Below are 23,795 nucleotides of genomic sequence, written 5' to 3' on the forward strand. Positions count from 1 at the left end.
TCATTCCGGTGGTTTACGACGGCCGTGGCTCGGAGAGCCGTGTTGCGGACCCGGTCGGGGCCGCGCATAGTTGCGCTGCGGATGTGGCAGCAAACCGGGGGTGGAATGGGCGATGGCCGGGCACGGGGCGGAGGAGCATCCCCACGGTGCCGACCGACTGTGCGAGGCCGGGGATCGCGTGTATTCCCGGGCCGTACGGCGCGGCCGGGTGGCGCGCACGGACGCCGAGGCGGTGCCCTGCCTGCTGGACCTGGCGCTGCTGCACCCTGACCCCGACGACATGGACTGGCTGGTGCCGACCTCTCCGCAGGAGGTCATGACCCGGCTGCTGCGCGGGGTGTACGACGAGGTCAGGGAGAGCCAGCGGCGGGTGGGCTCGGCGGTGGCCGCCTTCGAGCGCTACACGGGCCTGGGACGGCAGGTGCAGGACTCCGCGGCGGCCTCGGCGGAGGGCACCGCCATCCGTGTCCTGGACGGGCTGTCACGGATCCAGGCCGCGATGGACGAGGCGACCGAGGCGTGCACCACCGAGGTGCTGACCGTGCAGCCCGGCGGCATCCGGCGGGAGGCGGAGCTCACCGAGGGCCTGCACCGGGCGCTGGCGCTGCGCGGCCGGGGTGTGCGCATGCGCGACCTGTACACGCACGTGGCCCGGCACGGGCAGGGGCTGCTGAACTACCTGGAGCTGATGGGTGACGCGGTCGAGGCCCGCACCCTGGACGAGGTCATCGACCGGCTGATCCTCTTCGACCGCACGGTGGCCTTCATCCCCGCCAACGCCGACCGCACCATGGCGCTGGAGCTGCGCCACCCCGCGCTGGTCGAATATCTGGTGACGGTTTTCGAAAGGTTGTGGCGGTTGGCGATCCCGCTGACCGCGCCGCTGCCCGACACCGGCATCGAGGGCATCTCCCACCGCGAACAGTCCATCGCGGCGCTGCTCGCGGAGGGCCACCAGGACGCGGTGATCGCCGAGCGGCTCGGCATCAGCGTCCGTACCTGCCGGGCCCACATCGCCCGGCTGTCGGAGACCCTGGGGGCGGCCAGCCGCACCCAACTGGGCGTGCGCATCGCCCAGGTGGGCCTGGACGGCCCACCACGCACGGCGGCACCGACCGTGCTCAGACTCCCCGGCCAGGAATCCCCGACCGTGCGCTGAGCCGGCCGAGCCGGCCGGCGGCTCGGTGTCTCACCGGCGGCCGGCCGGGCCCGGTAGTGCGTGGTTCTTGTTCAGGATGCCGGACTGGGCGATGAGGTAGCCGAGTTGGGCGCGGCTGCCGCTGCCCAGGGCCTGGGCCAGCTTGGCGATGTGGGCGCGGCAGGTGCGTACGTTCATGCCCAGGCGGCGCGCGATGGCCTCGTCGACATGACCCTCCACCAGGAGTTTGGCGATGGAGTGCTGGATCTCGGTGATGCCCTCGGAGTCGACCTCGTACGGGCCGCCGGCGCTCATCGGGACGGCCCGGTCCCACAGGTACTCGAAGACCTTCATGAGGTAGCGGACCAGGCCGGGATGGCGCAGTTCCAGGGCGACCTTGTGGTCGTCGCGGACCGGTATGAAGGCGACGGTGCCGTCGGAGATGATCAGGCGCTCGACCAGTTCGTCGATGGTGCGGTACTCGACCTTGCCGTCCGAGAGCTGGGCCGCGTAGGCCAGCTTCTCCGGGTTGTAGCGGGCCGTGTGCTGATACAGGCTCCGGATCTTCACACCACGTTCGATCAGGGGTCGGTCCCGCTCCAGACCCTGGAGCAGACTGGTCTCCGAGATGCGGTCGGACGGCTGTACCGTGACGAGTTCGGTCTGGCACTGGGAGGTGGCGAGGTTGAGCGCCGCGTTGATCCGGTCGCTGCCTTCCAGCACCGTGATGGAGTCGCTGGTCGTCGTCGCCACCGTGCTGAGGGCCATGAACGGCTCGAAGGCCTCGGCGAGTTGGACGGACAGGCGCCTGTGCTCGGCTATCTCCCGCTCGATGGGGTTGAGCCGCTGGGCGAGGGCGACCGCCGGGGGCACCGGGCGCAACCAGTCCGGATCGTCGGGATCCGGGTGGAGCAGGGCGAGTTCGATCAGGCAGGGCACGGCATCCGTGTCCGATCGGGCGATGCGTCCCGCACTGAGAGCGGTGGTATAGAGGCGGCTGCCTTCTTCGCACAGCTGGGTCATCGCATGGGGATGTGCCGCTTTTGGCCGATTCGCCACTAAATCTCCACCCCCCAGGGTCCTGAACATGCAGGAACATGATGCACTGATTCTGTGGCCACCACGTGCCCGAATGAGCCATCGTCGTACCTGACGGGGGAAAAGGGGACCTTCAAGTGAGGATGAAGCCGACTATGCGTAACAGACTGCTTCGCTCGGTGCTTGTCGCCGGCTTTTCCGCCCTGGTGGCCCTGGGGGTGTTGAGCGGTGTCTCCGCGAAGGGTGGCGCTCAGGCGATCACTGAGTGGCCCTCGGCGGGGAAGACGCAGGTTCAGGCCATAACCGAGTGGCCCTCGGTGGCTGTGAACACCGGCGCGGCGGCAGGCGGAGCCGGGAGCTGACGTGACGACTCCGCCCGACGACCGTTCCTTCCGCCGCGAGATGGCCACCGCCTATCGCTCCGGCTGGCACTTCATCGACCTGGTCACCGCCATCCCCCACAGCGGCGACTCGCTGATGGTGACCGTCTTCGGAGAGCCGGTCGTCGTCACGCGGGACGAGGACGAGGACGTGCGGGCGTACCGGTGCCTGCGGAAGCCTCGAGGGGCGCCACAGCCCGTGCGATGTGCCATCCGATACGGAATGATCTTTGTGAACCTGGACCGACGAGACCACCGGCTGGCAGACCCGGAGGTCTCGGATGTGAGGACCATCTCGGCCACCCCCCGCAGTGCCTGACGCGATTCCCCCGTCGTAAAAGATCGCTCAGGTGCTTCCCCCCGCAGCGGCGTCACCGTGACCTGAACACGGTGACGCCGCTGTAGTTCGTGGGGACATTTCTCCGTATGGGCAGATTCGGCCAGGACGTCATGGTGGCCGAAACACGCTCAACCACGCCCGAGGGCCCGCTCCACCCGGATCTCGATCACCACCCGTGACGGGTTGGGGGACGGGGTCCGCTCATAGCGCTCGGCATAGCGCCGCTCCGCCTCCGCGACCCGCTCCGGTTCGCCGCGGACGTACGCGCGTCCCTCCAGTGTCGCCCACCGCCGCCCGTCCACCTGGCACACGGCGACCCGGGCGCCCTCCGGCCCGGCGGCCAGGACGTGCGCCGCCTTCGCGCTCGCCTTGTTCGTGATCACCCGAGCCAGTCGCGCCCCGGGCTCGTATGTCACACCGACGGGCACGACGTGCGGGCTGCCGTCCGGGCGCAGGGTGGTCAGCGTGCACAGATGCCGCTCACGCCAGAAGCGGAGATACGGCTCGTCCGGGGCACCCGGATCCACGGAGTACGTACTCATGGGACCGGAAGCTAGCCCGGAACGGCTCCCGGCTCCACCTTGAGCGAAAACGCGAGAAACCTTGAGTGAAATAGACTCAACTTTGTGTACGTTGGTTAAGTCAGCAGTGGGAGACGCGGCCGACGAGCCGACGCCGAGGAGGAGAACGGACACGTGGACGCCGAGCTGACCAACAGGAGCCGGGAAGCGATCAACGCGGCCGGCAACCGAGCCGTGACCGAGGGGCACCCGGACCTCACGCCCGCCCATCTGCTGCTGGCTCTGCTCCAGGGGCAGGAGAACGAGAACATCACCGACCTGCTCGCCGCCGTCGACGCCGACCAGGCGGCCGTGCGCTCCGGCACCGAGCGCGTCCTCGCCGGGCTGCCCAGCGTGACCGGGTCCACCGTCGCGCCCCCGCAGCCCAACCGCGAGCTGCTCGCCGTCATCGCGGACGCGAGCGAGCGTGCCAAGGACCTCGACGACGAGTACCTTTCCACCGAGCACCTGCTCATCGGCATCGCCGCGAAGGGCGGCGCGGCCGGCGAGGTGCTTCAGCGGCAGGGCGCGACCGCGAAGAAGCTCCAGGAGGCCTTCCAGAAGGCGAGGGGAGGGCGCCGCGTGACCACCGCGGACCCAGAGGGCCAGTACAAGGCCCTGGAGAAGTTCGGGACCGACTTCACCGCCGCCGCGCGCGACGGCAAGCTCGACCCGGTCATCGGGCGGGACCAGGAGATCCGCCGGGTCGTGCAGGTGCTGTCCCGCCGCACCAAGAACAACCCCGTGCTCATCGGCGAGCCCGGCGTCGGCAAGACCGCCGTCGTCGAGGGCCTCGCCCAGCGGATCGTGAAGGGCGACGTGCCCGAGTCCCTCAAGGACAAGCGGCTGGTCGCGCTCGACCTGGGCGCGATGGTCGCGGGCGCCAAGTACCGCGGTGAGTTCGAGGAGCGGCTGAAGACCGTCCTGGCCGAGATCAAGGACTCCGACGGGCAGATCATCACCTTCATCGACGAGCTGCACACCGTCGTGGGCGCGGGCGCCGGCGGTGACTCCGCCATGGACGCCGGCAACATGCTCAAGCCGATGCTCGCCCGCGGTGAGCTGCGCATGGTCGGCGCGACCACCCTGGACGAGTACCGGGAGCGGATCGAGAAGGACCCGGCGCTGGAGCGGCGCTTCCAGCAGGTGATGGTCGCCGAGCCGACCGTCGAGGACACCATCGCGATCCTGCGCGGCCTCAAGGGCCGGTACGAGGCCCACCACAAGGTGCAGATCGCGGACAGCGCGCTGGTCGCGGCGGCCACCCTGTCCGACCGGTACATCACCTCCCGCTTCCTGCCCGACAAGGCCATCGACCTCGTCGACGAGGCCGCCTCGCGGCTGCGCATGGAGATCGACTCCTCGCCCGTCGAGATCGACGAACTCCAGCGTGCTGTCGACCGGTTGAAGATGGAGGAGCTGGCCCTCGACAAGGAGACCGACCCGGCCTCCCGGGAACGCCTGGAGAAGCTGCGCCGCGACCTCGCCGACAAGGAGGAGGAGCTGCGGGGCCTCACCGCCCGCTGGGAGAAGGAGAAGCAGTCCCTCAACCGGGTCGGTGAGCTGAAGGAACGCCTCGACGACCTGCGCGGGCAGGCCGAACGCGCCCAGCGCGACGGCGACTTCGACAGCGCCTCCAAACTGCTGTACGGCGAGATCCCGGGCCTGGAGAAGGAGTTGGAGGCCGCCTCCGAGGCCGAGGAGGAGGTCGCCCAGGACACGATGGTCAAGGACGAGGTCGGCTCCGACGACATCGCCGACGTCGTCGCCTCCTGGACCGGCATCCCCGCCGGCCGCCTGCTGGAGGGCGAGACGCAGAAGCTGCTGCGCATGGAGGACGAGATCGGCAAGCGGCTCATCGGCCAGAGCGAGGCGGTCCGGGCCGTCTCCGACGCCGTACGCCGCAGCCGCGCCGGGATCGCCGACCCCGACCGGCCCACCGGATCCTTCCTCTTCCTCGGCCCGACCGGCGTCGGCAAGACCGAACTGGCCAAGGCGCTCGCCGAGTTCCTCTTCGACGACGAGCGGGCCATGGTCCGCATCGACATGTCCGAGTACAGCGAGAAGCACAGCGTGGCCCGGCTGGTCGGCGCGCCGCCCGGCTACGTCGGCTACGAGGAGGGCGGCCAGCTGACGGAGGCGGTGCGCCGCCGCCCGTACAGCGTGATCCTGCTCGACGAGGTCGAGAAGGCCCACCCCGAGGTCTTCGACATCCTCCTTCAGGTGCTGGACGACGGCCGCCTGACGGACGGTCAGGGCCGTACGGTCGACTTCCGCAACACCATCCTGGTCCTCACCTCCAACCTGGGCAGCCAGTACCTGGTCGACCCGGTGCTCGGCGAGGTGGAGAAGAAGGAGCAGGTGCTGGAGGCGGTACGGACCTCTTTCAAGCCGGAGTTCCTCAACCGGCTGGACGACCTGGTGGTCTTCTCCGCGCTCAGCAAGGAGGAGCTGGCCCGCATCGCGCGCCTCCAGATCGACCGGCTCGCCAAGCGGCTCGCCGAGCGGCGGCTCATCCTCGAGATCACCGACGAGGCCCTGGCCTGGCTCGCCGACGAGGGCAACGACCCGGCGTACGGCGCCCGTCCGCTGCGCCGCCTCGTCCAGACCGCCATCGGCGACCGCCTCGCCAAGGAGATCCTCTCCGGCGAGATCAAGGACGGCGACACGGTCCGCGTGGACAGGTTCGGAGACGGCCTGATCGTGGGCCCGGCCACCGGCAAGACGCTGTAACCACCCCCGGCCCCCCGGCACCCGCCCGGCCGCCGTGCTCCGGCGGCCGGGTCAGGTGTCAGTGGTGTAGACGACGTACACCATCCAGAAGAACCACACCGCGAACCCCAGGCAGGCCCACCACAGGGCCCACAGCAGCCACCGCACCCGTCTCCGCATGCGCATGGCGAAGTCATGGTCCATGCGCGCGCCGTTTCCCGCTCCGTGCACTGGTTACCTGGGAGAGGCCGGATCATGTCAGCCGACGGCTGACAGGCCCCGTCGGGGCTTGCCACCCCCCTCCCCGGATGAGGGAGGATGGCGGGATCCGTACGAAGGGAAAAACACGGTGACCATCGACCCGTCCTCGATTCCGAACTTCGGGGGCCAGCCCGACCCGCAGCCCCAAGGACCGGCGGGCCCCGTCGTCCCGGATCAGGACCTCGTGAAGCAGCTCCTCGACCAGATGGAGCTCAAGTACGTCGTCGACGACGAGGGAGACCTCGCGGCGCCGTGGGAGCAGTTCCGTACGTACTTCATGTTCCGCGGAGAGGCCGAGCAGGCCGTCTTCTCGGTGCGGACCTTCTACGACCGCCCCCACAAGATCGACGAGAAGCCACTGCTGCTGGAGTCCATCGACGACTGGAACCGGCGGACCCTGTGGCCCAAGGTGTACAGCCACACCCACGACGACGGCACCGTCCGCCTCATCGGTGAGGCGCAGATGCTGATCGGCTCCGGCGTCGACCTCAACCACTTCGTCTCCTCCACGGTCAGCTGGGTGCGGGCCGCGATCGAGTTCGACAAGTGGCTGGTCGAGCAGCTCGGCCTCGAGCAGGAGGTCAACGAAGCGGACAAGCCCGAGGACGACGGAGACGACGAGGAGTAGTCCAGGGCCGGATCACAGGCCCCCCAGGCGCTCCACCGCCTCCTCCAGCACCTCCCGCCGCTTGCAGAAGGCGAAGCGTACGAAGGGGGCCCCGGCCTCGCGGTCGTCGTAGAAGACCGCGTTGGGGACGGCGACGACACCCGCCCGCTCCGGCAGGGCGCGGCAGAAGGAGAGGCCGTCCTTCTCGCCGAGCGGGCGGATGTCGGTGGTGACGAAGTACGTGCCGGCGGGCCGGAACACCCGGAAGCCGGCGTCCGCCAGCCCCGCCGACAGCAGATCGCGCTTGGCCAGCATGTCCGCCCGGAAGCCGTCGAAGTACGAGTCCGGCAGGGCGAGCGCCTCGGCCACCGCGTACTGGAAGGGGCCGGACGCCACGTACGTCAGGAACTGCTTGGCCGAGCGCACCGCGGCCACCAGCCCGGGCGCCGCCGTCACCCAGCCGACCTTCCACCCCGTGAAGGAGAAGGTCTTTCCGGCCGACCCGATCGTCACCGTGCGCTCGCGCATGCCCGGGAACGCGGCCAGCGGCAGATGCTCGGCCTCGTCGAACACCAGGTGCTCGTACACCTCGTCCGTGACCACCAGCAGATCGCGCTCCACCGCCAGCTCGGCGATCGCGGTGAGCTCCTCGCGGGTGAGCACCGTCCCCGTCGGGTTGTGCGGGGTGTTGATCAGCAGCAGCCGGGTGCGGTCGGTGACGGCCGCGCGCAGCTCGTCGAGGTCGAGCCGGAAGCTCGCGGCCCCCTCCGAGTGCGGCCGCAGGGTCACCGGGACGCGCCTGCCGCCCGCCATCGCGATGCTCGCCGCGTACGAGTCGTAGTACGGCTCGAAGGCGATCACCTCGTCGCCCGGCTCGAGCAGCGCCAGCAGTGACGCGGCGATGGCCTCCGTGGCACCGGCCGTGACCAGGACCTCGGTGTCGGGGTCGAAGGACAGTCCGTAGCGGCGCTCCTGGTGCGCGGCGATCGCCGTACGCAGCTCGGGGACGCCCGGCCCCGGCGGGTACTGGTTGCCGCGCCCGTCGCGCAGGGCGCGCACCGCCGCCTCCCGTACCTCCTCGGGGCCGTCCGTGTCCGGGAAACCCTGGCCCAGGTTGATCGAGCCGGTCCGCACGGCGAGGGCCGACATCTCGGCGAAGATCGTCGTCCCGAACTCGGCGAGCCGGCGGTTGAGGAGGGGGCGCGCACTGGAGGTCATGGCGGTCATCCTGCGCCCAGGCCATGGACTTCCTCAACTTGCTGCCCTCCCCTGGCATGCCTCTCGAACGGGCACGCCAGAGGTACGGTGCCGCCTAGCCGGTCCCTGCGAGCAGGCTCGTCACGTATTCGGCGGCGTGGGCATCTGCCTGAAGGCGCACGGCACCGTGAGCGGCAGCGTTGAGGTGCAAACGCCCTGCCACACCTCTCCTGTCGAAGTCAGCTCGGTGACCAGGAGGCGGGCGTCGAACACCGACAGTGTGGCGTCGAATACGTTGGTCGGGCCTCCCACCCGCTGCCAGAAGACATTGCCCGGTCCCGGAACAGGGCTGGGCGGGTTCATACCGGCCTCGTTGACGGACAGGACGCGCACCTGCCCGTTACACACGACCGAGACGTACTTGGTGTTCCCTTGGACTGCTGAGTCGATGTCGTTGCAGCCCGTGGGCGGCGTCGGCGTCGGCGTCGGCTTCCGCGTCGGCGTCGGCGTCGGCTTCCGCGTCGGCGTCGGCTTCGTCTTGCACTCGTCCTTGCCCTTGCCCTCTTTCTCGCAGGTGAGGCCATCGGTGGTCGTGACGCCCCCGTGGGTGGTCACGGTGTGTGCGATGGCCGCCGCGGGGGTGACCAGGCCGAGCGTCACCAGCAGCGCGACGGAGGCGAGGCCGCCGATCCTCTTGCGTCTGCCTCGGGCCGGTGGTCCGGACGCTGTCCTGTGCTCAGGACTCATGTGTGCTCCTTGTTTCAAGCGCTTCGGATGACTCCTGCATCCCATTGCGAGCTTGAACGGCACGCATCTGATCATCTGGAAAGTTCGGCCGGAACACGCTCGTAATCACTCCGACGGCTCCTGAACTGGTCTCCGGTGCAGGTCAGGGGGACGTTTTTGCGTCGTGACCCTCAGAACTTCCTCAACTCTGCTTTGGCCCGTCGGACGGCAGGGCATCCCCCGTTCACCACACTCACGGGGGAACGGAAGGAGGGTGACGCCATGGTCATCGGCATCATCCTGGCAGTGATCGCGGTCCTGTTCATCGGGGCCATGCTGAGCGGCGTGCGCAAGGGGCGGTCCTACCGCAAAGGGCTCGGGAGCGGATCGTCCAGCAGCTGGTGGGTGGCCGGGAGCTCGGGCGCGGTCTCGTCGTGCGGGTCGTCCTCGGGCGGACACAGCGGTCATGGGGGTCACGGCAGTCATGGGGGCCACGGGGGTCACTCGTGCGGGGGTCACTCGTCGTGCGGCGGGTCGTCCTGTGGGGGCGGCTCGTCCTGCGGCGGCGGGGGCGGATGCGGCGGAGGCAGCTGACACGGGGCAGCTGAGCTCCTCCCCAGGCCCTGTTCGTCGGGGCCGCACACCGAGCGCCCGTCGGAAGAAGGCATCCGGCGGGCGCTCCGTCATACGCGCGCCATGGTTGAACAGTTGAGCTGTTGAGCCCTCTAGGGGATGGAAACCCCACGAAGTTGGGTAAAAACGCTTTGGCGGCGCCACCGTTCATGATTCCCTCTAAACCGCCCTGGGCCGGCTGGGCCGACAGCGCTGACCTGGCCGATCTCCCGGCCCCTTTCCCTTCTTTCCCTCCTTTCCCTCCTTTTCTTTGCGTGCTAGCGGAGCCGATCCATGCTCACGACCCTGAACACCGCCTACACCGATACGCGCGCCGCCGACCTCGCCTGGGCCCTGGGACGCGAACCGCTCCCCGCCCTGGCCACGCTCGATCTCGAACTGACCGGATCAAAATTGCAGTTGAGACTCCTCGGCGCGTCCCACCAGGTGCTGCTGGAGGAGGAGCGGGGCAACTGCTCGGAGACGGTGGCGTGCCTCCCGGGATCCAGCACCCCGCTCCCGCTCGGCGTCGCCAAGCGGGTCGGCGACTGGGAGTACGAGTTCGCGGCACGGGTGGAGGTCCTGTCACCCGGCTCCTTCGCGGGCCGCGCACAGGAGTTGCTGGCCCTGGTCTCCGACCACCCCCACGGCCTGGCCGGCGTCTTCCCCGGCAGCCCGCACGCCTTCACCGCGCTGCTGGCCCAGCACCACGAGGGCCAAGTGCACTGGCGCACCTGGCACGCCTACCCGCAGGACGGCCAGCTGGTGGCGACGCGGACGAGGGTGGGGGTGCGGGCGAGTCATATGCCGGTCAGATAAACCATCGGATAAACCAAAAGCGCCCGCGCGTCGCGGAGTTCCACACGTGTGGGTGACGAAGAGCACCGCACCCGTGACGTAACGTCGCAGCGTGATCGAACCGCACGCGCCCGCCCCGCCCGGCACACCGCCGTCCTGGGGCGCCCCCGCGCGGCTGCCCGTCCGGCCGGGGACCGGACGCTTCCTGGTCCTCGCGGGCGTCTTCGTCTGTGCGGCCTGCGGACTCGTGTACGAGCTCGAACTGGTCGCACTCGCCTCGTACTTGATGGGCGACTCGGTCACCCAGGCCTCCGTGGTGCTGTCCGTGATGGTCTTCGCGATGGGCATCGGCTCCCTCGCCGCGAAGCGGCTGCGCCCGCTGGCCGCCGCCGGCTTCGGCGCCGTGGAGGCGACCCTCGCGCTGGTCGGCGGATGCAGCGCGATGGCGCTGTACGCGGTCTTCGCCTGGACCGGCGACTGGGGCGGCATGTGGGCCGACGGCCCGCGCTGCCTCCTGGTCGCCTTCTCCCTCACCATCGGCCTGCTGATCGGCGCCGAGGTCCCGCTGCTGATGGAGCTGATCCAGCGCATCCGCCGCGAGGACGCGGGCGGCGCGGTGGCCGACCTGTTCGCGGCGGACTACGTCGGAGCCCTGGTCGGGGGCCTGGCCTTCCCCTTCCTCCTGCTGCCCCGGCTGGGTCAGTTGACCGGCACGCTGCTCACCGGCACGGTCAACGTGGTGGCCGGCGGCGCCCTGGTCCTCGGCCTGTTCCGCCGCGATCTGACCCGCCGGGCCCGCTGGCTGCTGCTGCTCGCCAACCTCATCGTCCTCACCGTCCTCGCCTCCGCCGCCGTCCTCGTCGACGACTTCGAACGGGCCGCCCGGCACGCGGTGTACGGCCCGGACGTCCGGGTCGCCGTCCAGACCGGCGTCCAGGAGGTCGTCCTCACCGGCGGCACGCGCGGCCGTCCGCTCGATCTCTTCCTGGACGGCCGGCTACGGGTCGGCGGCCGGGACGAACGCCGCTACCACGAGGCCCTCGTCGACCCGGCGATGACCGGCCCCCACGCGCGCGTGCTGATCCTCGGCGGCGGCGACGGGCTGGCCGCCCGGGAAGTGCTGCGCCACCGGGGCGTGCGCCGCGTGGACGTCGTCGAACTCGACGCCGGCCTGCTCCGCCTCGCCCGCCACGACCCCGCCCTGTCCCGGCTGAACGAGCACGTGTACGACGACACCCGCGTCCGCACCACCACCGCGGACGCCTTCCGCTGGCTGCGCGGGGCGCCCCCGGCGGCGTACGACATGGTGATCGCGGACCTCCCCGACCCCGGCATCACGGCCAGCGCCAAGCTGTACTCCCTGGAGTTCTACGGTCTGGCCCGTCGGGCCCTGGCACCGGGCGGCCGCCTGGCCGTGCACGCCGGCCCGGTCTCCGGCCGGCCCCGCGTCTTCTGGACGGTGGCATCGACACTGCGCGCGGCCGGCCTCACCGCCACCCCCTACCGCGTCCCCGGACAGGGCCCCGGTCTCGCGGCCGGCCCCGACCGCTCCGCCGGCGCCTTCCACGCCCCGCACGACTGGGGCTTCCTCCTGGCCGCGCCGGGCACGGCCGCACCCCGGCTGCGCCTGGACCCGGACCAGCCGCGCCCGCGCACCCTGACCCGGTCCGGACTCGCCGCCGCCGCCCGCTCGGCGGACCGTACGCGCGTGCCGGGGCTGCCCGCGTCCACGTTGGTGCATCCGCGCTACTGACGCTTCGCTGAGGGGGGTACGTACCGGTCACACCTGGGTAGGCTCAGCCGACATGGAGCACGAGGTCTTCCTTCCGGTTCCGGCCGAGCGGCTGAGGGAGGCGCTCGCCGACCCCGCGCGCATCGCCCGGGCGATTCCCGGGCTCCAGCAGGACGCCGGCGCCGAGGCCGTCGCCGGGCGGCTGAAGGTGCGCATCGGCAGCCACTCCATCACCTACCGCGGCTCGCTTCGGGTCTCGCCCGGACAGGACGGCGCGTACGTCGTCGAGGGCGACGCGACGGAGACCCGCGGCACGGGTTCGGTCACCCTCGTCCTCACCCTCCGGCTGCGCGACACCGACGGCGGCACCACCGTCACCGTCCACGGCACCGCCACCGGGGAGGGCCGCGTCGCGGAACTGCCGCAGGACGCGGTGGCCTCGGCGGCGCTGCGGCTGCTGAACCGCTGGGTGGAGGCGCTGGGGGCGGAGCCGGAGCCCGAGGCGAAGCCGGAGGCGGCGGACACCGCCGCCGAGGCCTCCGCCCACGACACCGAGATCCCGCCGCCCTCCCTCGCCCCCGCGGCCGAGGACGGCCTCGGCCTCGGCCTCGAGGAGGACACCGGCACCGAGGCCTACGGCGAGCCGGACGAGCCGCCCGCCGAGGCGGCACACGCGCGGCGGACGATGATCGGCCGCAGCGCGGAGGAGGTCGACCACGCGCCCCCGCGCGGCCGGTACGCCCCCGTGCCGGCGCCGCAGACCGTGGCCGTGAACTCCGCGCTGCGCTGGGCCGCCCCGGCGGCGGCGCTGGTGCTGGCGTCGGCGATCGTGGTGAGCCGGGCACTGCGCCGACGCCGCTGACCACGGCCCGCGAGGGTGCGACCGTTCTCTTCCGCGAGCGGAGGAGGCCGACCACGCGCCGCTGACCACCGTCGTCCGGGACTTCGAGCGCCCTCTTGATCGCCCCAGTAGGGTCGTCACGTGAGCAACGAAGACATCACGCTGACCGCGGGTGACGCGGAAGTGACCCTGCGGCCCGCCCACGGTGGCCGGGTCGGCGGGCTGAAGGTCGCCGGTCTCGAGCTGCTCCGGCAGGGTGACCGGTTCGGGTGCTTCCCGATGGTCCCCTGGTGCGGCCGGATCCGGGACGGCCGTTTCCTGGACGGCGCCACCGCCCACCAGATGCCGCTGAACTCCCCGCCGCACGCCATCCACGGCACCGCCCGCGACGGCGCCTGGCGCGTCGCCCGCGCGGGTGCCGACGAGGCGGTACTCACCTACGATCTGGTCGAGCCGTGGCCGTTCCCGGCCCGGGTCACCCAGGCGGCGACGCTGACCGAGGACGCGTTGACGCTCGCCATGTCCGTGGAGACGTACGAGTCGTCCTTCCCGGCGCAGATCGGCTGGCACCCGTGGTTCAACCGGAACCTGGGCGGTCAGGACGTGCGCCTCGACTTCGACCCCGCCTGGCAGGAGGAGCGCGGCGACGACCACCTGCCCACCGGCAACCGCGTCGAGCCCAAGCCGGGCCCCTGGGACGACTGCTTCGGCATGCCGGGCGGCGTGGACGTCACGCTCACCTGGCCCGGGCAGCTGGAGTTGAAGGTGACCAGCCGCGAGGAGTGGGTCGTCGTCTACGACGAGCAGGAGGCCGCGGTCTGCGTGGAGCCGCAGACCGGCCCGCCCAACGGCCTGAACACCCTCCCTCGCCTGGTCACGCCCCTGGAGCCGCTGGAAGCCACGACGACCTGGCGCTGGCGCCGCCCTTAAGCTGTCCGGCATGACGGACGTCAACGAAGTAATGCCGCCAGGCACACGCGGCGAGCTGCTGCGTGAGATCAAGGACAAGGCCGTGGTGCACGGCAAGGTGACCCTGTCGTCGGGCAAGGAAGCCGACTACTACGTCGACCTGCGCCGGATCACCCTCGACGGTGTGGCCGCGCCGCTGGTCGGTCAGGTCATGCTCGACCTGACCGCCGACCTCGACTTCGAGGCGGTCGGCGGGCTCACGCTGGGCGCCGACCCGGTGGCCACGGCCATGCTGCATGCCTCCCACGCGCGCGGGAAGACGCTGGACGCCTTCGTGGTGCGCAAGGCGGGCAAGGCGCACGGCCTTCAGCGTCGTATCGAGGGCACCGAGGTCGAGGGCCGCCGGGTGCTGGCCGTCGAGGACACCTCCACCACGGGCGGCTCGGTGCTCACCGCGGTCGAGGCGCTGCGCGAGGCCGGCGCGGAGGTCGTGGCCGTGGCGACCATCGTGGACCGGGCGACGGGGGCCGCCGAGGCCATCGCCGAGCAGGCCGGCGTGCCGTACCTCTACGCCTACTCGAAGGACGACCTGGGGCTCGACTGAGCGGTTATCCACAGGCTGGACAGGGTGTCCGAAGGATCCCGTCGAGTCTGCGAAGATGGCCCCGACGATGACGTCACTCCCTAGGTCAGGGCCGTAATAGCAGAACGCAAACCCGCACATACAAGGAGCGGACAGATGCCCATCGCAACCCCCGAGGTCTACAACGAGATGCTCGACCGGGCGAAGGCAGGCAAGTTCGCCTACCCGGCCATCAACGTGACCTCGACCCAGACCCTGCACGCGGCACTGCGCGGTTTCGCGGAGGCGGAGAGCGACGGCATCGTCCAGATCTCGACGGGTGGCGCCGAGTTCCTGGGCGGCCAGTACAGCAAGGACATGGTCACCGGCGCGGTGGCCCTGGCCGAGTTCGCGCACATCGTCGCCGAGAAGTACCCGGTCAACGTCGCCCTGCACACGGACCACTGCCCGAAGGACAAGCTCGACGGGTACGTACGTCCGCTGCTCGCGATCTCCGAGGAGCGCGTCAAGGCCGGCCGCAACCCGCTCTTCCAGTCGCACATGTGGGACGGCTCGGCCGAGACTCTCGCCGACAACCTGGCGATCGCCCAGGAGCTGCTGGCCCGCGCCGCCGCCGCGAACATCATCCTCGAGGTCGAGATCACCCCGACCGGCGGCGAGGAGGACGGCGTCTCCCACGAGATCAACGACTCCCTGTACACCACGGTCGACGACGCGATCCGCACGGCCGAGGCGCTGGGCCTCGGCGAGAAGGGCCGCTACCTGCTGGCCGCGTCCTTCGGCAACGTGCACGGCGTGTACAAGCCCGGCAACGTCGTGCTCCGCCCCGACCTGCTGAAGGAGCTGAACGACGGCGTCGCCGCCAAGTACGGCCAGCCCTCCGGCAGCAAGCCGTTCGACTTCGTCTTCCACGGCGGCTCCGGCTCCTCGGCGGAGGAGATCGCGACCGCGCTGGAGAACGGCGTCGTCAAGATGAACCTCGACACGGACACGCAGTACGCCTTCACGCGTCCCGTCGCCGACCACATGTTCAAGAACTACGACGGCGTCCTGAAGGTCGACGGCGAGGTCGGCTCCAAGAAGACCTACGACCCGCGCACCTGGGGCAAGCTGGCCGAGGCGGGCATGGCCGAGCGTGTCGTCGAGGCCACGCAGAACCTGCGGTCCGCGGGCAACAAGATCAAGTAACCGGCCGCGGTACTTCCCGGTGGGCCCGGCGTCTGTCTACGGCGCCGGGCTCGCTGTATACCTGGGGGCATGCCCGACGTCCGGCTGTCCTCCCCGCAGGGCAAGTGGATCCTGCTGACCACCGTCCTCGGCTCCAGCATGGCGATGCTGGACTCGACCGTCGTCAACGTGGCGCTCCCGACCATCGGCCGCGACCTCGACGCGAGCCTCACCGCCCTCCAGTGGACGGTCAACGCCTACATGGTCACGCTGGCCGGGCTGATCCTGCTCGGCGGCTCCCTCGGCGACCGCTACGGCCGCCGCAAGATCTTCGTGCTCGGCGTGATCTGGTTCGCCCTGGCGTCCCTGCTGTGCGGGCTCGCCCCGACCTCGGGCATCCTGATCGCGGCCCGCGCCCTCCAGGGCATCGGCGGGGCACTCCTCACCCCCGGCTCCCTCGCCCTGATCCAGGCGTCCTTCCACCCCGACGACCGGGGGAGGGCGATCGGTCTGTGGTCCGGCTTCGGCGGGGTCGGCGCAGCCGTCGGCCCGTTCCTCGGCGGCTGGCTGGTGGCGGGCCCCGGCTGGCGCTGGGTGTTCCTGCTGAACGTGCCGCTGGCGCTGCTGTGCGCGCCGGTCGCCCTGCGGCACGTCCCGGAGTCCTCTGGGGGCCCCTCCCGCTCGAGCGAAGCCGAGAGTGGGGGAGCCCGCGCGCACGGCCGCTTCGACGCGCTCGGCGCCGCGCTGGGCGCGCTGGCCCTGGCCCTGGTGACGTACGCGCTGATCGAGGCCCGCGGCGGCTCACTGGCCGTCGCCCTCACGGCGGTGGCGGGGCTGCTGTCCGCGGTCGCCTTCGTGTACGTCGAGAAGCACAGCCCGGACCCGATGCTGCCGCTCGACATCTTCTCCTCCCGCCAGTTCACGTCGGTCAACCTGGTGACCCTCTGCGTGTACGCGGCCTTCAGCGGCTTCTTCTTCCTCACCGCCCTCCAGCTCCAGGTCGTGGCCGGCTACTCGCCCCTCCAGGCGGGCGTCTCCCTGCTGCCGACGACCGTCCTGATGCTGCTGTTCTCGGCCCGCTCGGGCGCCCTCGCCGACCGGATCGGCCCCCGCATCCCCCTCACCGTCGGCCCCCTGCTCTGCGCGGCGGCGATGCTGCTGATGCTGCGGGTGGGCCAGGACGCCGACTACGTGACGGACGTCCTGCCCGCGCTGCTGGTCATGGGCGCCGGCATGGTCACCCTGGTCGCCCCGCTCACCGCCTCCGTGCTGGCCTCCGTGGAAACCGCCCGGGCGGGCCTGGCCAGCGGCATCAACAACGCGGCGGCCCGGGCGGCGGGACTGATCGCGGTGGCAGCGCTGCCGCTGCTGGCCGGGATGGGCCCGGAGGCCTACCGTTCGGCGGCCGCCTTCGACGCGGCCTTCCGCCGGGCGATGCCGATCTGCGCCGGGGTGCTGGTCGCCGGAGCGGCGCTGGCCTTCGCCTTCGTACGCCGTCCGCGGCCCGGCTGCATCCGCCCGGAATGCCACACGCACGGCTCGGTGACGGCACCGCCGCTGGAGCGCGGCGGTCGTCGGACGTAGCGGCTGTCGTCGGACGTAGCGGCGATGGTGGGACGTAGCGGCGATCGTTGGACGTAGCGGCGATGGTGGGACGTAGCAGCGATCGTCGGACGTAGCGGCGATGGTCGGACGTAGCGGCGGTGATCGGACGTAGCGGCGATCGTGGGACCTGGCTACGGGCAGTCGTGCGACAGACTGGACCCATGAGCATTCACGAGAACCTCCTCGGGGGCCCGCCCCCCACGCACCTCCCCGACGACCCGGAGCCCCGTGAGCTCCTGGCCCAGGGCACCGCGCCGGCGGACGTCGCCGCCAGGTACCCCACCTCGTCGCTCGCCTGGGCCCAGCTGGCCGACGACGCGTTCGAGCGGGGCTCGGTCGTCGAGTCGTACGCCTACGCCCGCACGGGCTACCACCGGGGCCTGGACGCCCTGCGCCGAGCCGGCTGGAAGGGCCACGGCCCGGTCCCCTGGGAGCACGAGGCGAACCGTGGCTTCCTGCGCGCCCTGCACGCCCTCGCCCGCGCCGCGCAGGCGATCGGCGAGCAGGAGGAGTACGAGCGCTGCACGCAGTTCCTGAAGGACTCCTCCCCGACGGCGGCCCAGACCCTCGGCTGAGGCCTCGGGGACGTCACGGTGTGGCCCGTCTGGCAGCAGGCGGGCCTTGCCGTATCCGGGGGGATTGCGGAGGATGCCGATTGGGGACCGGGGCCCCCGTGCCGGCATCGGCAGGGGCGGACCGCTACCCGGAGCAACAACAGGAGACAGCGATGTCCCAACAGGCTCACCCGACCTCTCAGCCCCCCGAGGCCCATGAGCCCGAGACCCCGCATCTCGACTTCGCGGGTACGACGCCGTACGAGGACTACGTCAAGGCGGACGTGCTCACCCACCTCCAGCACACCCTCTCCGACGACCCCGGAGAGATGGTCTTCCTGGTCACCACCCAGGTGATGGAGCTGTGGTTCACCGTCATCGTCCACGAGTGGGAGACCGCGGCCAGGGCGCTCCGCGAGGACCGGGTGCCGGTCGCGGTCGACGCGCTGAAGCGTTCCGTACGCGAGCTGGAGGCGCTCAACGCCTCCTGGAAGCCGCTCGGCCAGCTCACCCCGGCGCAGTTCAACTCGTACCGCTCCGCTCTCGGCGAGGGCTCCGGCTTCCAGTCGGCGATGTACCGCCGCATGGAGTTCCTGCTCGGCGAGAAGTCCGCGTCGATGCTCGTCCCGCACCGGGGCGCGCCGCGCGTGCACGCCGAACTGGAGAAGGCCCTGCACGAGCCGAGCCTCTACGACGAGGTGCTGCGGCTGCTGGCCCGCCGCGGCCACGCGATCCCCGCCGCCGTCCTCGACCGTGACGTGTCCCTGCGCTACGAGCCCTCGGACGCCGTCGAATCGGCCTGGACCGCGATCTACTCCGGCGACCAGAACGCCGAGCTCGCCCGTCTCGGAGAGGCGCTCAGCGACGTGGCCGAACTGGTCTGGCGCTGGCGCAACGACCACCTGGTCGCCACCCGCCGCGCGATGGGCGCCAAGCCCGGCACCGGCGGCTCGGCGGGTGTGGCCTGGCTGGAGAAGCGCGCGCAGAAGAACGTCTTCCCGGAGCTGTGGACGGCGAGGTCCCATGTCTGAACTCATGGTGCGGGCGGAGAAGCTGGACGCGGCGGACGACCTCGCCGCCGTCAGATCCCGTTTCTCGCTCGACACGGTGTCCGATCACGCGGCTGACGCCGCGGGCGTGTACCTGGACGGAAATTCACTGGGCGCGCTGCCCTCACACGTCCCCGCACGGCTGGACGACGTGGTCCGCCGGGAGTGGGGTGAGCTGCGCATCCGCTCCTGGACGGAGAGCGGCTGGTGGACGGCACCGGAGCGGATCGGTGACCGGATCGCCCCGCTGGTGGGCGCGGCTCCGGGCCAGATCGTGGTGGGCGACTCCACGAGCGTCAACGTCTTCAAGGCGCTCGTGGCGGCCGTGCGCATGGCGGGCGAGGGCCGCGACGAGATCCTGGTCGACGCGACGACCTTTCCCACGGACGGCTACATCGCCGAGTCGGCGGCCCGCCTGACCGGCCGCGCCCTGCGCGCGGTGACCCCGGCGGAGGTGCCGGGCGCGCTCAGCGACCGTACGGCGGCGGTTCTCCTCAACCACGTCGACTACCGCACCGGCCGCCTGCACGACCTGCCCTCCCTGACGGCGGCGATCCACGCGTCCGGCGCCCTCGCGGTCTGGGACCTGTGCCACAGCGCGGGTGCGCTGGAGGTGGGCCTGGACGAGCACGGGGTGGACCTGGCGGTCGGCTGCACCTACAAGTACCTGAACGGCGGCCCGGGTTCACCGGCGTTCCTGTACGTCCGCCAGGACCTTCAGCCCCGCTTCGACTCGCCCCTCCCCGGCTGGAACTCCCACGCCGAGCCCTTCGGCATGCGCTCGTCCTACGAAGCGGCGCCGGGCGCCCTGCGCGGCCGCGTCGGCACCCCGGACATCCTCTCCATGCTGGCCCTGGAGGCGGCGCTGGAGGTCTGGGAGGACGTGCCGGTGCCGGCCGTACGGGCCAAGTCCCTCGCCCTGACGGACTTCTTCCTGGAGTGCGTGACCGCGTACGTCCCGCCGGGCCGCCTCGAGTCCCTCACCCCTGTCCCCCACGAGGAGCGCGGCAGCCAGATCGCGCTGCGCTGCGACGACGCCGGGGAGGTGATGCGCCGCCTCATCGAACGCGGCGTAGTAGGCGACTTCCGCCACCCCGACGTCCTCCGCTTCGGCTTCACCCCGCTGTACGTACGCTTCACGGACGTGGAGCGGGCGGCGCGGGTACTGGGGGCCACGATCACGGCGTGACGAGGACCGGCCCTCTGGGCGCTCCGCCCCCAGACCCCGGCCTATGCCCCCCACCACCCGCGCGGGTGGGCTGGCATGCGCGGCTCCCCTCTCCCGCCGCGGCCGACTGGGATGCGCGTGGAGGCGCGACTCCCTCTCCGCGTCGCGGGCTGAGAGGGGGGGGCGTGGCCTCCTTCTCAGCCCGTCCGGCGTTTGAGGACGAGGCCGTTCAGGCCGAAGCGGGGTCCGGGGCGGAGCCCCGGCGGGGTGCAGGGGCGGAGCCCTGCGGGGGTTCGGGGGCGGAGCCCCGGCGGGGTCGAAGGGGCGGAGCCCCTGGGGACGGGAAGGGTAGGGGCGGCGGGGGCGTACACCCGCGGCCCAACCCCACCCGCTACAGAACCGTTTATCCTCACCGAGAGTGACATGGCACGTAACCGGCCTGATACCGTCCCCGCCAACGGCCGATCTGCCACCTGGTCCGCCAAACCCGTTACACCGCTGAGAGGTTGGAGCATGCCGGACGACGCCGCAGCATCCCGCGCCGCCGCCGAGGAGGAATCGGCCTTCTCGCACCCGTCCGTCGACCCCGACGCCACCCGTGCCTACGGCGACCACCCCGACCAGGTGATCGACTTCTACGCGCCGCGAGGCGAGAGCGCCCCCGGCGGCAACGCCCCCCTCGTCGTCGTCCTGCACGGCGGCGCCTGGCGCGCCCCCTACGACCGCCGCCACATCACCCCGTTCGCCGACTTCCTGGCCGCCCGGGGCTTCGCCGTCGCCAACGTCGAATACCGGCGCGGCAGCGCGATCCCGGCGCAGGGCGAGGGCACCCCGGTCGCCGGGCGCTGGCCGGACACCTTCGACGACGTGGCCGCGGCGCTCGACGCGCTCCCCGCCCTCGTCCGCGAGGCACTTCCGCAGGCCGACCCCCGCCGCACGGTCCTCACCGGCCACTCGGCGGGCGGCCACCTGGCCCTGTGGGCGGCGGCCCGCCACGTCGTCCCCGCCGACTCCCCCTGGCGCACCGACGGCCCCGCCCCGCTGCGCGGAGTGGTCGCCCTCGCCCCGATCGCGGACTTCGCGGTCGCCGGGAAACTGGAGGTCTGCGGCAACGCTGCCCTCCAACTCCTCGGCGGCGACGAGAAGTTCGCCGAGCGTCGGCCGTACGCCGACCCCGCCCTCCTGCTGCCCACCGGCATCGCGACCACGCTCGTCCAGGGCCGTACGGACCTGGTCGTTCCGCAGGCGGTCGCCGAGGCGTACGCGGAGGCGGCGGCGAAGGCGGGCGAGATGGTGGGCCTGACCCTGCTGGAGGACGTCGGCCACTTCCCGCTGATCGACCCGGCGGCGGACGCCTGCGCGGTGGTGGCGGAGGAGATCGCCCAGCTGGCATGGTGACGCGGCCCGCCGCACAACGCACGCGCATACGTACCCGGCACCCGGCCACGCGCTACGTACCCGGCACCCGGCCATACCCGTAGTACCTGAGAACTACCTCCGAGAACAGCTCTCGGGCGGGACGCCGACGACGAGCCCCGCTCCGTAACTTCCCTTCCACACCAGCCCGATGACCGGGCGGAACCGGAAGGGGAGGCCGGCATGGAGCTGGTACGGGCGGCACGCGAGCGGGACGGAGAACGGCGCCGGGGCACCAGATGGGTACGCGCCCTCCTGGCCACCGCGATCACCGCCGCCATAGTGGTCCCGCTCTCCGCCGCCGCCCACCCCGAGGTCCCCGCTCCGGCACCCGCCGCCCTCGCCCCCCTGACGCCGTCCACCCTGGGCCAGGCCTACACGGCCAACCGCGCCGACGCCGCGCAGGCGTCCCGGATGGCCGCCGCCCACGGTGACCGTCGGCGCGCCGCGGCGGACCGCTCGCTCGCCGACCCGGCCCGTCACCTCCTCGCCTTCGACGGCCGGGGCGCGGGTCTGGCCACGGAGGTCTTCGGCGACCTCGCTCACGCCGACCGGGTGGCCGTCGTGGTCCCGGGTTCCGACACCTCCCTCGACACCTACGCCCGCTTCCACACGGCGGCCTCCGCCCTGCACCGCGAACTCACCCGGCAGGCCCCGCCCGGCACCCGTACCGCGGTCGTGGCCTGGCTGGGCTACCGCACGCCCGGCACGGTCAGCACGACCGTCCTCACCACGGGCCGCGCCGAACAAGCCGCCCCGCGCCTCAGGGACTTCGTCGGCGAGCTGCGCCGCGTCACCGGCCCGCACACCCACCTCACCCTGGTCTGCCACTCGTACGGCTCGGTGGTCTGCGGCCGCGCCGCCGACCACCTCGCGGTGGACGACATCGCCCTGATCGGCAGCCCCGGCACGGGCGCCGACTCGGCCGCGGCCCTGCACACGCCCGCCCGGGTCTGGGCGGCCCGGGGCAGCGAGGACTGGGTGGCGGAGGTGCCGCACGTCAGGGCCGATCTGTTCGACACCACCATCGGCTTCGGCACCGACCCGGTCTCCCCGGCCTTCGGCGCCCGGGTCTTCGACGCCGCCGACGCCGATCACAGCGGCTACTTCACGCCGGGCTCGACGGCCCTCGCCAACCTGGCCCGGATCGTCCTGGGCGACACCTCGGAGGTGACCCATGACTGAGCGAACCCTCCGCACACCGCTCCCCCGGGGCGTACGGCAGGGCGCCCGCCGGGTGGACGCCGCCACCCCCGCGTCCCGGGACCGCGCGGCCGACGCCCTGCGCGCCTTCGCGATCCTCGGCGTCGTCCTCGGCCACTGGCTGGTCACCGCCCTCGTCGTGGACGACGGCGCGCTGCACGCGGCGAGCCCGCTCCAGCACATGCCCTGGCTGGCGCCCGTCTCCTGGGCCTTCCAGACCCTCGCGGTGTTCTTCCTGGTGGGCGGGCACGTGGCGACACGCGGGTACGCCTCCGCTCGCGCCCGGGGGACGTCGTACGCCGAGTGGCTGCGCGGCCGGCTGACCCGGCTGTTCCGTCCGGTGGCCGCCGTACTGGCCCTGTGGACGGTGGCGGCGACCGCCCTGCTCCTCGCCGGTGCCCCGTACGAAACGGTCCGCACCCTGGTCAAACTGGCCCTGTCGCCGATGTGGTTCCTGCTGGTGTTCGCCGTGCTGACGGCGGCGACCCCGCTGGTGACCCGGCTCAACCCCCTGTGGCCGCTGGCCGTCGTCCTCCATGTGGACCTCCTCCGATTCGGCCTCGGCGTCGCCCCGCCCTGGCTCGGCTGGGTGAACGTGGCGGCGGGCTGGCTGGTGCCCTACACCCTGGGCGCGGCCTGGACCCGGGGCGAGCTGGAGAGCCGCCGCGCGGGCTGGGTGCTGCTCGCGGGCGGGGCGACGGCCACCGCGGGACTGGTCGTGTGGGCGGGCTACCCGGCCTCGATGGTCGGCGTCCCCGGGACGGCCGTCTCCAACCTGGATCCGCCGACCCTGGCGGCCGTGACCTTCGGCCTCGCCCAGTGCGGGCTGGCCCTGCTGCTGCGGGCGCCGCTGCGCCGGGCGCTGCGCCGGCCTCTCGCCTGGGCGGCGGTGGCCCTGGTGAACCTCTCCGCGATGACGATCTTCCTCTGGCACCAGACCGCGATGATGGCCACCACGGCCCTCGCCCTCCCCGCGGCCCATCTGACCGGCCTGCACACCCCACCCGACGACCTGACCTGGGTCGCCGCCCGCCTGGCCTGGCTCCCGGTCTTCGCCCTGGCTCTCGCCGTGTGCTGGACCGCGTTCCGCGGCCACGAGCGGACCGGCCGCGCCCGCCGCCGCCGTTCACGCGTGATCCGTGCGCACCGGCCGTCCGGCCGGGGAGCGACGGTGGACGGTCACCGTGCCTAGGGTGGGG

22 protein-coding genes are annotated in these 23,795 nt (G+C 71.9%); 17 read left to right on the forward strand and 5 right to left on the reverse strand.

Going from position 1 to position 23,795, the window contains the following annotated elements; genetic code table 11:
• The first annotated feature begins 112 nt into the window (after positions 1-112).
• A complete protein-coding gene (locus ACWGJM_RS18145) occupies positions 113-1,159 on the forward strand; it encodes a LuxR C-terminal-related transcriptional regulator (RefSeq protein WP_453412668.1) in 1,047 nt (348 codons plus the stop codon).
• 30 nt (positions 1,160-1,189) lie between these two features.
• Here ACWGJM_RS18145 and ACWGJM_RS18150 read toward each other — a convergent pair whose 3' ends face one another.
• On the reverse strand, positions 1,190-2,161 hold the full coding sequence (locus tag ACWGJM_RS18150; RefSeq protein WP_453412669.1) for a helix-turn-helix transcriptional regulator: 972 nt from the start codon (positions 2,159-2,161) through the stop codon (positions 1,190-1,192).
• A gap of 378 nt (positions 2,162-2,539) precedes the next feature.
• On the opposite strand from ACWGJM_RS18150, the gene ACWGJM_RS18155 reads away from it, so the two are divergent.
• On the forward strand, positions 2,540-2,875 hold the full coding sequence (locus tag ACWGJM_RS18155; RefSeq protein ID WP_390737300.1) for a hypothetical protein: 336 nt from the start codon (positions 2,540-2,542) through the stop codon (positions 2,873-2,875).
• A gap of 149 nt (positions 2,876-3,024) precedes the next feature.
• On the opposite strand, the gene ACWGJM_RS18160 is transcribed toward ACWGJM_RS18155, so the two are convergent.
• A complete protein-coding gene (locus tag ACWGJM_RS18160; RefSeq protein WP_361798183.1) occupies positions 3,025-3,438 on the reverse strand; it encodes a pyridoxamine 5'-phosphate oxidase family protein in 414 nt (137 codons plus the stop codon).
• A gap of 153 nt (positions 3,439-3,591) precedes the next feature.
• On the opposite strand from ACWGJM_RS18160, the gene clpB reads away from it, so the two are divergent.
• Positions 3,592-6,189, forward strand: a complete 2,598-nt coding sequence (gene clpB, locus ACWGJM_RS18165; RefSeq protein WP_453412670.1) for an ATP-dependent chaperone ClpB — start codon at positions 3,592-3,594, stop codon at positions 6,187-6,189.
• A 51-nt stretch (positions 6,190-6,240) separates the two neighbouring features.
• Here the strand turns inward: clpB and ACWGJM_RS18170 are convergent, their stop codons facing one another.
• Positions 6,241-6,372 (reverse strand): hypothetical protein, encoded by a 132-nt coding sequence (locus ACWGJM_RS18170; RefSeq protein WP_453412671.1) that lies wholly within the window; start codon positions 6,370-6,372, stop codon positions 6,241-6,243.
• A 145-nt stretch (positions 6,373-6,517) separates the two neighbouring features.
• On the opposite strand from ACWGJM_RS18170, the gene ACWGJM_RS18175 reads away from it, so the two are divergent.
• Positions 6,518-7,057 (forward strand): YbjN domain-containing protein, encoded by a 540-nt coding sequence (locus tag ACWGJM_RS18175; protein ID WP_453412672.1) that lies wholly within the window; start codon positions 6,518-6,520, stop codon positions 7,055-7,057.
• Positions 7,058-7,069: 12 nt separating this feature from the next.
• Here the strand turns inward: ACWGJM_RS18175 and ACWGJM_RS18180 are convergent, their stop codons facing one another.
• Together ACWGJM_RS18180 and ACWGJM_RS18185 are read right to left on the reverse strand one after the other, a co-directional pair.
• Positions 7,070-8,263, reverse strand: a complete 1,194-nt coding sequence (locus tag ACWGJM_RS18180) for a pyridoxal phosphate-dependent aminotransferase (protein WP_453412673.1) — start codon at positions 8,261-8,263, stop codon at positions 7,070-7,072.
• Between the two features lie 111 nt (positions 8,264-8,374).
• A complete protein-coding gene (locus tag ACWGJM_RS18185) occupies positions 8,375-8,980 on the reverse strand; it encodes a hypothetical protein (RefSeq protein ID WP_453412674.1) in 606 nt (201 codons plus the stop codon).
• Positions 8,981-9,865: 885 nt separating this feature from the next.
• Here ACWGJM_RS18185 and ACWGJM_RS18190 point away from each other — a divergent pair.
• The 13 genes from ACWGJM_RS18190 to ACWGJM_RS18250 all read left to right on the forward strand — a co-directional run bounded on the left by ACWGJM_RS18190 (position 9,866) and on the right by ACWGJM_RS18250 (position 23,788).
• Entirely contained in the window at positions 9,866-10,390 is a 525-nt protein-coding gene (locus ACWGJM_RS18190; RefSeq protein ID WP_453412675.1) for a DUF2617 family protein, read from the forward strand.
• A 91-nt stretch (positions 10,391-10,481) separates the two neighbouring features.
• The gene (locus ACWGJM_RS18195) at positions 10,482-12,122 is read left to right on the forward strand and encodes a polyamine aminopropyltransferase (protein WP_453412676.1); all 1,641 of its coding nucleotides are present in this window, start codon (positions 10,482-10,484) and stop codon (positions 12,120-12,122) included.
• Positions 12,123-12,174: 52 nt separating this feature from the next.
• A complete protein-coding gene (locus ACWGJM_RS18200; protein ID WP_453412677.1) occupies positions 12,175-12,963 on the forward strand; it encodes an SRPBCC domain-containing protein in 789 nt (262 codons plus the stop codon).
• Between the two features lie 120 nt (positions 12,964-13,083).
• Positions 13,084-13,872, forward strand: coding sequence for an aldose epimerase family protein (locus ACWGJM_RS18205; RefSeq protein ID WP_453412678.1), 789 nt, complete (start codon positions 13,084-13,086; stop codon positions 13,870-13,872).
• A 10-nt stretch (positions 13,873-13,882) separates the two neighbouring features.
• Positions 13,883-14,455, forward strand: a complete 573-nt coding sequence (pyrE, locus tag ACWGJM_RS18210; RefSeq protein WP_453412679.1) for an orotate phosphoribosyltransferase — start codon at positions 13,883-13,885, stop codon at positions 14,453-14,455.
• A gap of 135 nt (positions 14,456-14,590) precedes the next feature.
• Positions 14,591-15,622 carry a class II fructose-bisphosphate aldolase gene (gene fbaA, locus ACWGJM_RS18215; protein WP_453412680.1) on the forward strand — a complete coding sequence of 344 codons (1,032 nt, stop codon included), beginning with the start codon at positions 14,591-14,593 and terminating at the stop codon, positions 15,620-15,622.
• A gap of 69 nt (positions 15,623-15,691) precedes the next feature.
• Positions 15,692-17,185: an MFS transporter gene (locus tag ACWGJM_RS18220; RefSeq protein WP_453412681.1), complete on the forward strand. Its 1,494-nt coding sequence runs from the start codon at positions 15,692-15,694 to the stop codon at positions 17,183-17,185.
• 182 nt (positions 17,186-17,367) lie between these two features.
• Entirely contained in the window at positions 17,368-17,781 is a 414-nt protein-coding gene (locus ACWGJM_RS18225) for a DUF3151 domain-containing protein (protein WP_390737284.1), read from the forward strand.
• A 152-nt stretch (positions 17,782-17,933) separates the two neighbouring features.
• Positions 17,934-18,791, forward strand: coding sequence for a tryptophan 2,3-dioxygenase family protein (locus tag ACWGJM_RS18230; protein ID WP_453412682.1), 858 nt, complete (start codon positions 17,934-17,936; stop codon positions 18,789-18,791).
• Positions 18,784-19,998 carry a kynureninase gene (gene kynU / locus ACWGJM_RS18235; protein WP_453412683.1) on the forward strand — a complete coding sequence of 405 codons (1,215 nt, stop codon included), beginning with the start codon at positions 18,784-18,786 and terminating at the stop codon, positions 19,996-19,998. The genes ACWGJM_RS18230 and kynU overlap by 8 nt, the downstream gene beginning before the upstream one ends.
• A gap of 492 nt (positions 19,999-20,490) precedes the next feature.
• Positions 20,491-21,375: an alpha/beta hydrolase gene (locus tag ACWGJM_RS18240; RefSeq protein ID WP_453412684.1), complete on the forward strand. Its 885-nt coding sequence runs from the start codon at positions 20,491-20,493 to the stop codon at positions 21,373-21,375.
• A gap of 201 nt (positions 21,376-21,576) precedes the next feature.
• The gene (locus ACWGJM_RS18245; protein WP_453412685.1) at positions 21,577-22,578 is read left to right on the forward strand and encodes an alpha/beta hydrolase; all 1,002 of its coding nucleotides are present in this window, start codon (positions 21,577-21,579) and stop codon (positions 22,576-22,578) included.
• Positions 22,571-23,788, forward strand: a complete 1,218-nt coding sequence (locus tag ACWGJM_RS18250) for an acyltransferase family protein (protein ID WP_453412686.1) — start codon at positions 22,571-22,573, stop codon at positions 23,786-23,788. The genes ACWGJM_RS18245 and ACWGJM_RS18250 overlap by 8 nt, the downstream gene beginning before the upstream one ends.
• Positions 23,789-23,795: the final 7 nt, after the last annotated feature.

The organism is Streptomyces sp. NPDC054834, from assembly GCF_053611185.1.

What these genes read in the sequence shown, in the direction of transcription:
- ACWGJM_RS18145 (WP_453412668.1), top strand. Translation starts at nt 113, where the DNA reads ATGGCCGGGCACGGGGCGGAGGAGCATCCCCACGGTGCCGACCGACTG.
- ACWGJM_RS18150 (WP_453412669.1), bottom strand. Translation starts at nt 2,161, where the DNA reads ATGACCCAGCTGTGCGAAGAAGGCAGCCGCCTCTATACCACCGCTCTC.
- ACWGJM_RS18160 (WP_361798183.1), bottom strand. Translation starts at nt 3,438, where the DNA reads ATGAGTACGTACTCCGTGGATCCGGGTGCCCCGGACGAGCCGTATCTC.
- ACWGJM_RS18170 (WP_453412671.1), bottom strand. Translation starts at nt 6,372, where the DNA reads ATGGACCATGACTTCGCCATGCGCATGCGGAGACGGGTGCGGTGGCTG.
- ACWGJM_RS18180 (WP_453412673.1), bottom strand. Translation starts at nt 8,263, where the DNA reads ATGACCGCCATGACCTCCAGTGCGCGCCCCCTCCTCAACCGCCGGCTC.
- ACWGJM_RS18185 (WP_453412674.1), bottom strand. Translation starts at nt 8,980, where the DNA reads ATGAGTCCTGAGCACAGGACAGCGTCCGGACCACCGGCCCGAGGCAGA.
- ACWGJM_RS18190 (WP_453412675.1), top strand. Translation starts at nt 9,866, where the DNA reads ATGCTCACGACCCTGAACACCGCCTACACCGATACGCGCGCCGCCGAC.
- ACWGJM_RS18200 (WP_453412677.1), top strand. Translation starts at nt 12,175, where the DNA reads ATGGAGCACGAGGTCTTCCTTCCGGTTCCGGCCGAGCGGCTGAGGGAG.
- pyrE (WP_453412679.1), top strand. Translation starts at nt 13,883, where the DNA reads ATGACGGACGTCAACGAAGTAATGCCGCCAGGCACACGCGGCGAGCTG.
- fbaA (WP_453412680.1), top strand. Translation starts at nt 14,591, where the DNA reads ATGCCCATCGCAACCCCCGAGGTCTACAACGAGATGCTCGACCGGGCG.
- ACWGJM_RS18220 (WP_453412681.1), top strand. Translation starts at nt 15,692, where the DNA reads ATGCCCGACGTCCGGCTGTCCTCCCCGCAGGGCAAGTGGATCCTGCTG.
- ACWGJM_RS18225 (WP_390737284.1), top strand. Translation starts at nt 17,368, where the DNA reads ATGAGCATTCACGAGAACCTCCTCGGGGGCCCGCCCCCCACGCACCTC.
- ACWGJM_RS18230 (WP_453412682.1), top strand. Translation starts at nt 17,934, where the DNA reads ATGTCCCAACAGGCTCACCCGACCTCTCAGCCCCCCGAGGCCCATGAG.
- kynU (WP_453412683.1), top strand. Translation starts at nt 18,784, where the DNA reads ATGTCTGAACTCATGGTGCGGGCGGAGAAGCTGGACGCGGCGGACGAC.
- ACWGJM_RS18240 (WP_453412684.1), top strand. Translation starts at nt 20,491, where the DNA reads ATGCCGGACGACGCCGCAGCATCCCGCGCCGCCGCCGAGGAGGAATCG.
- ACWGJM_RS18245 (WP_453412685.1), top strand. Translation starts at nt 21,577, where the DNA reads ATGGAGCTGGTACGGGCGGCACGCGAGCGGGACGGAGAACGGCGCCGG.
- ACWGJM_RS18250 (WP_453412686.1), top strand. Translation starts at nt 22,571, where the DNA reads ATGACTGAGCGAACCCTCCGCACACCGCTCCCCCGGGGCGTACGGCAG.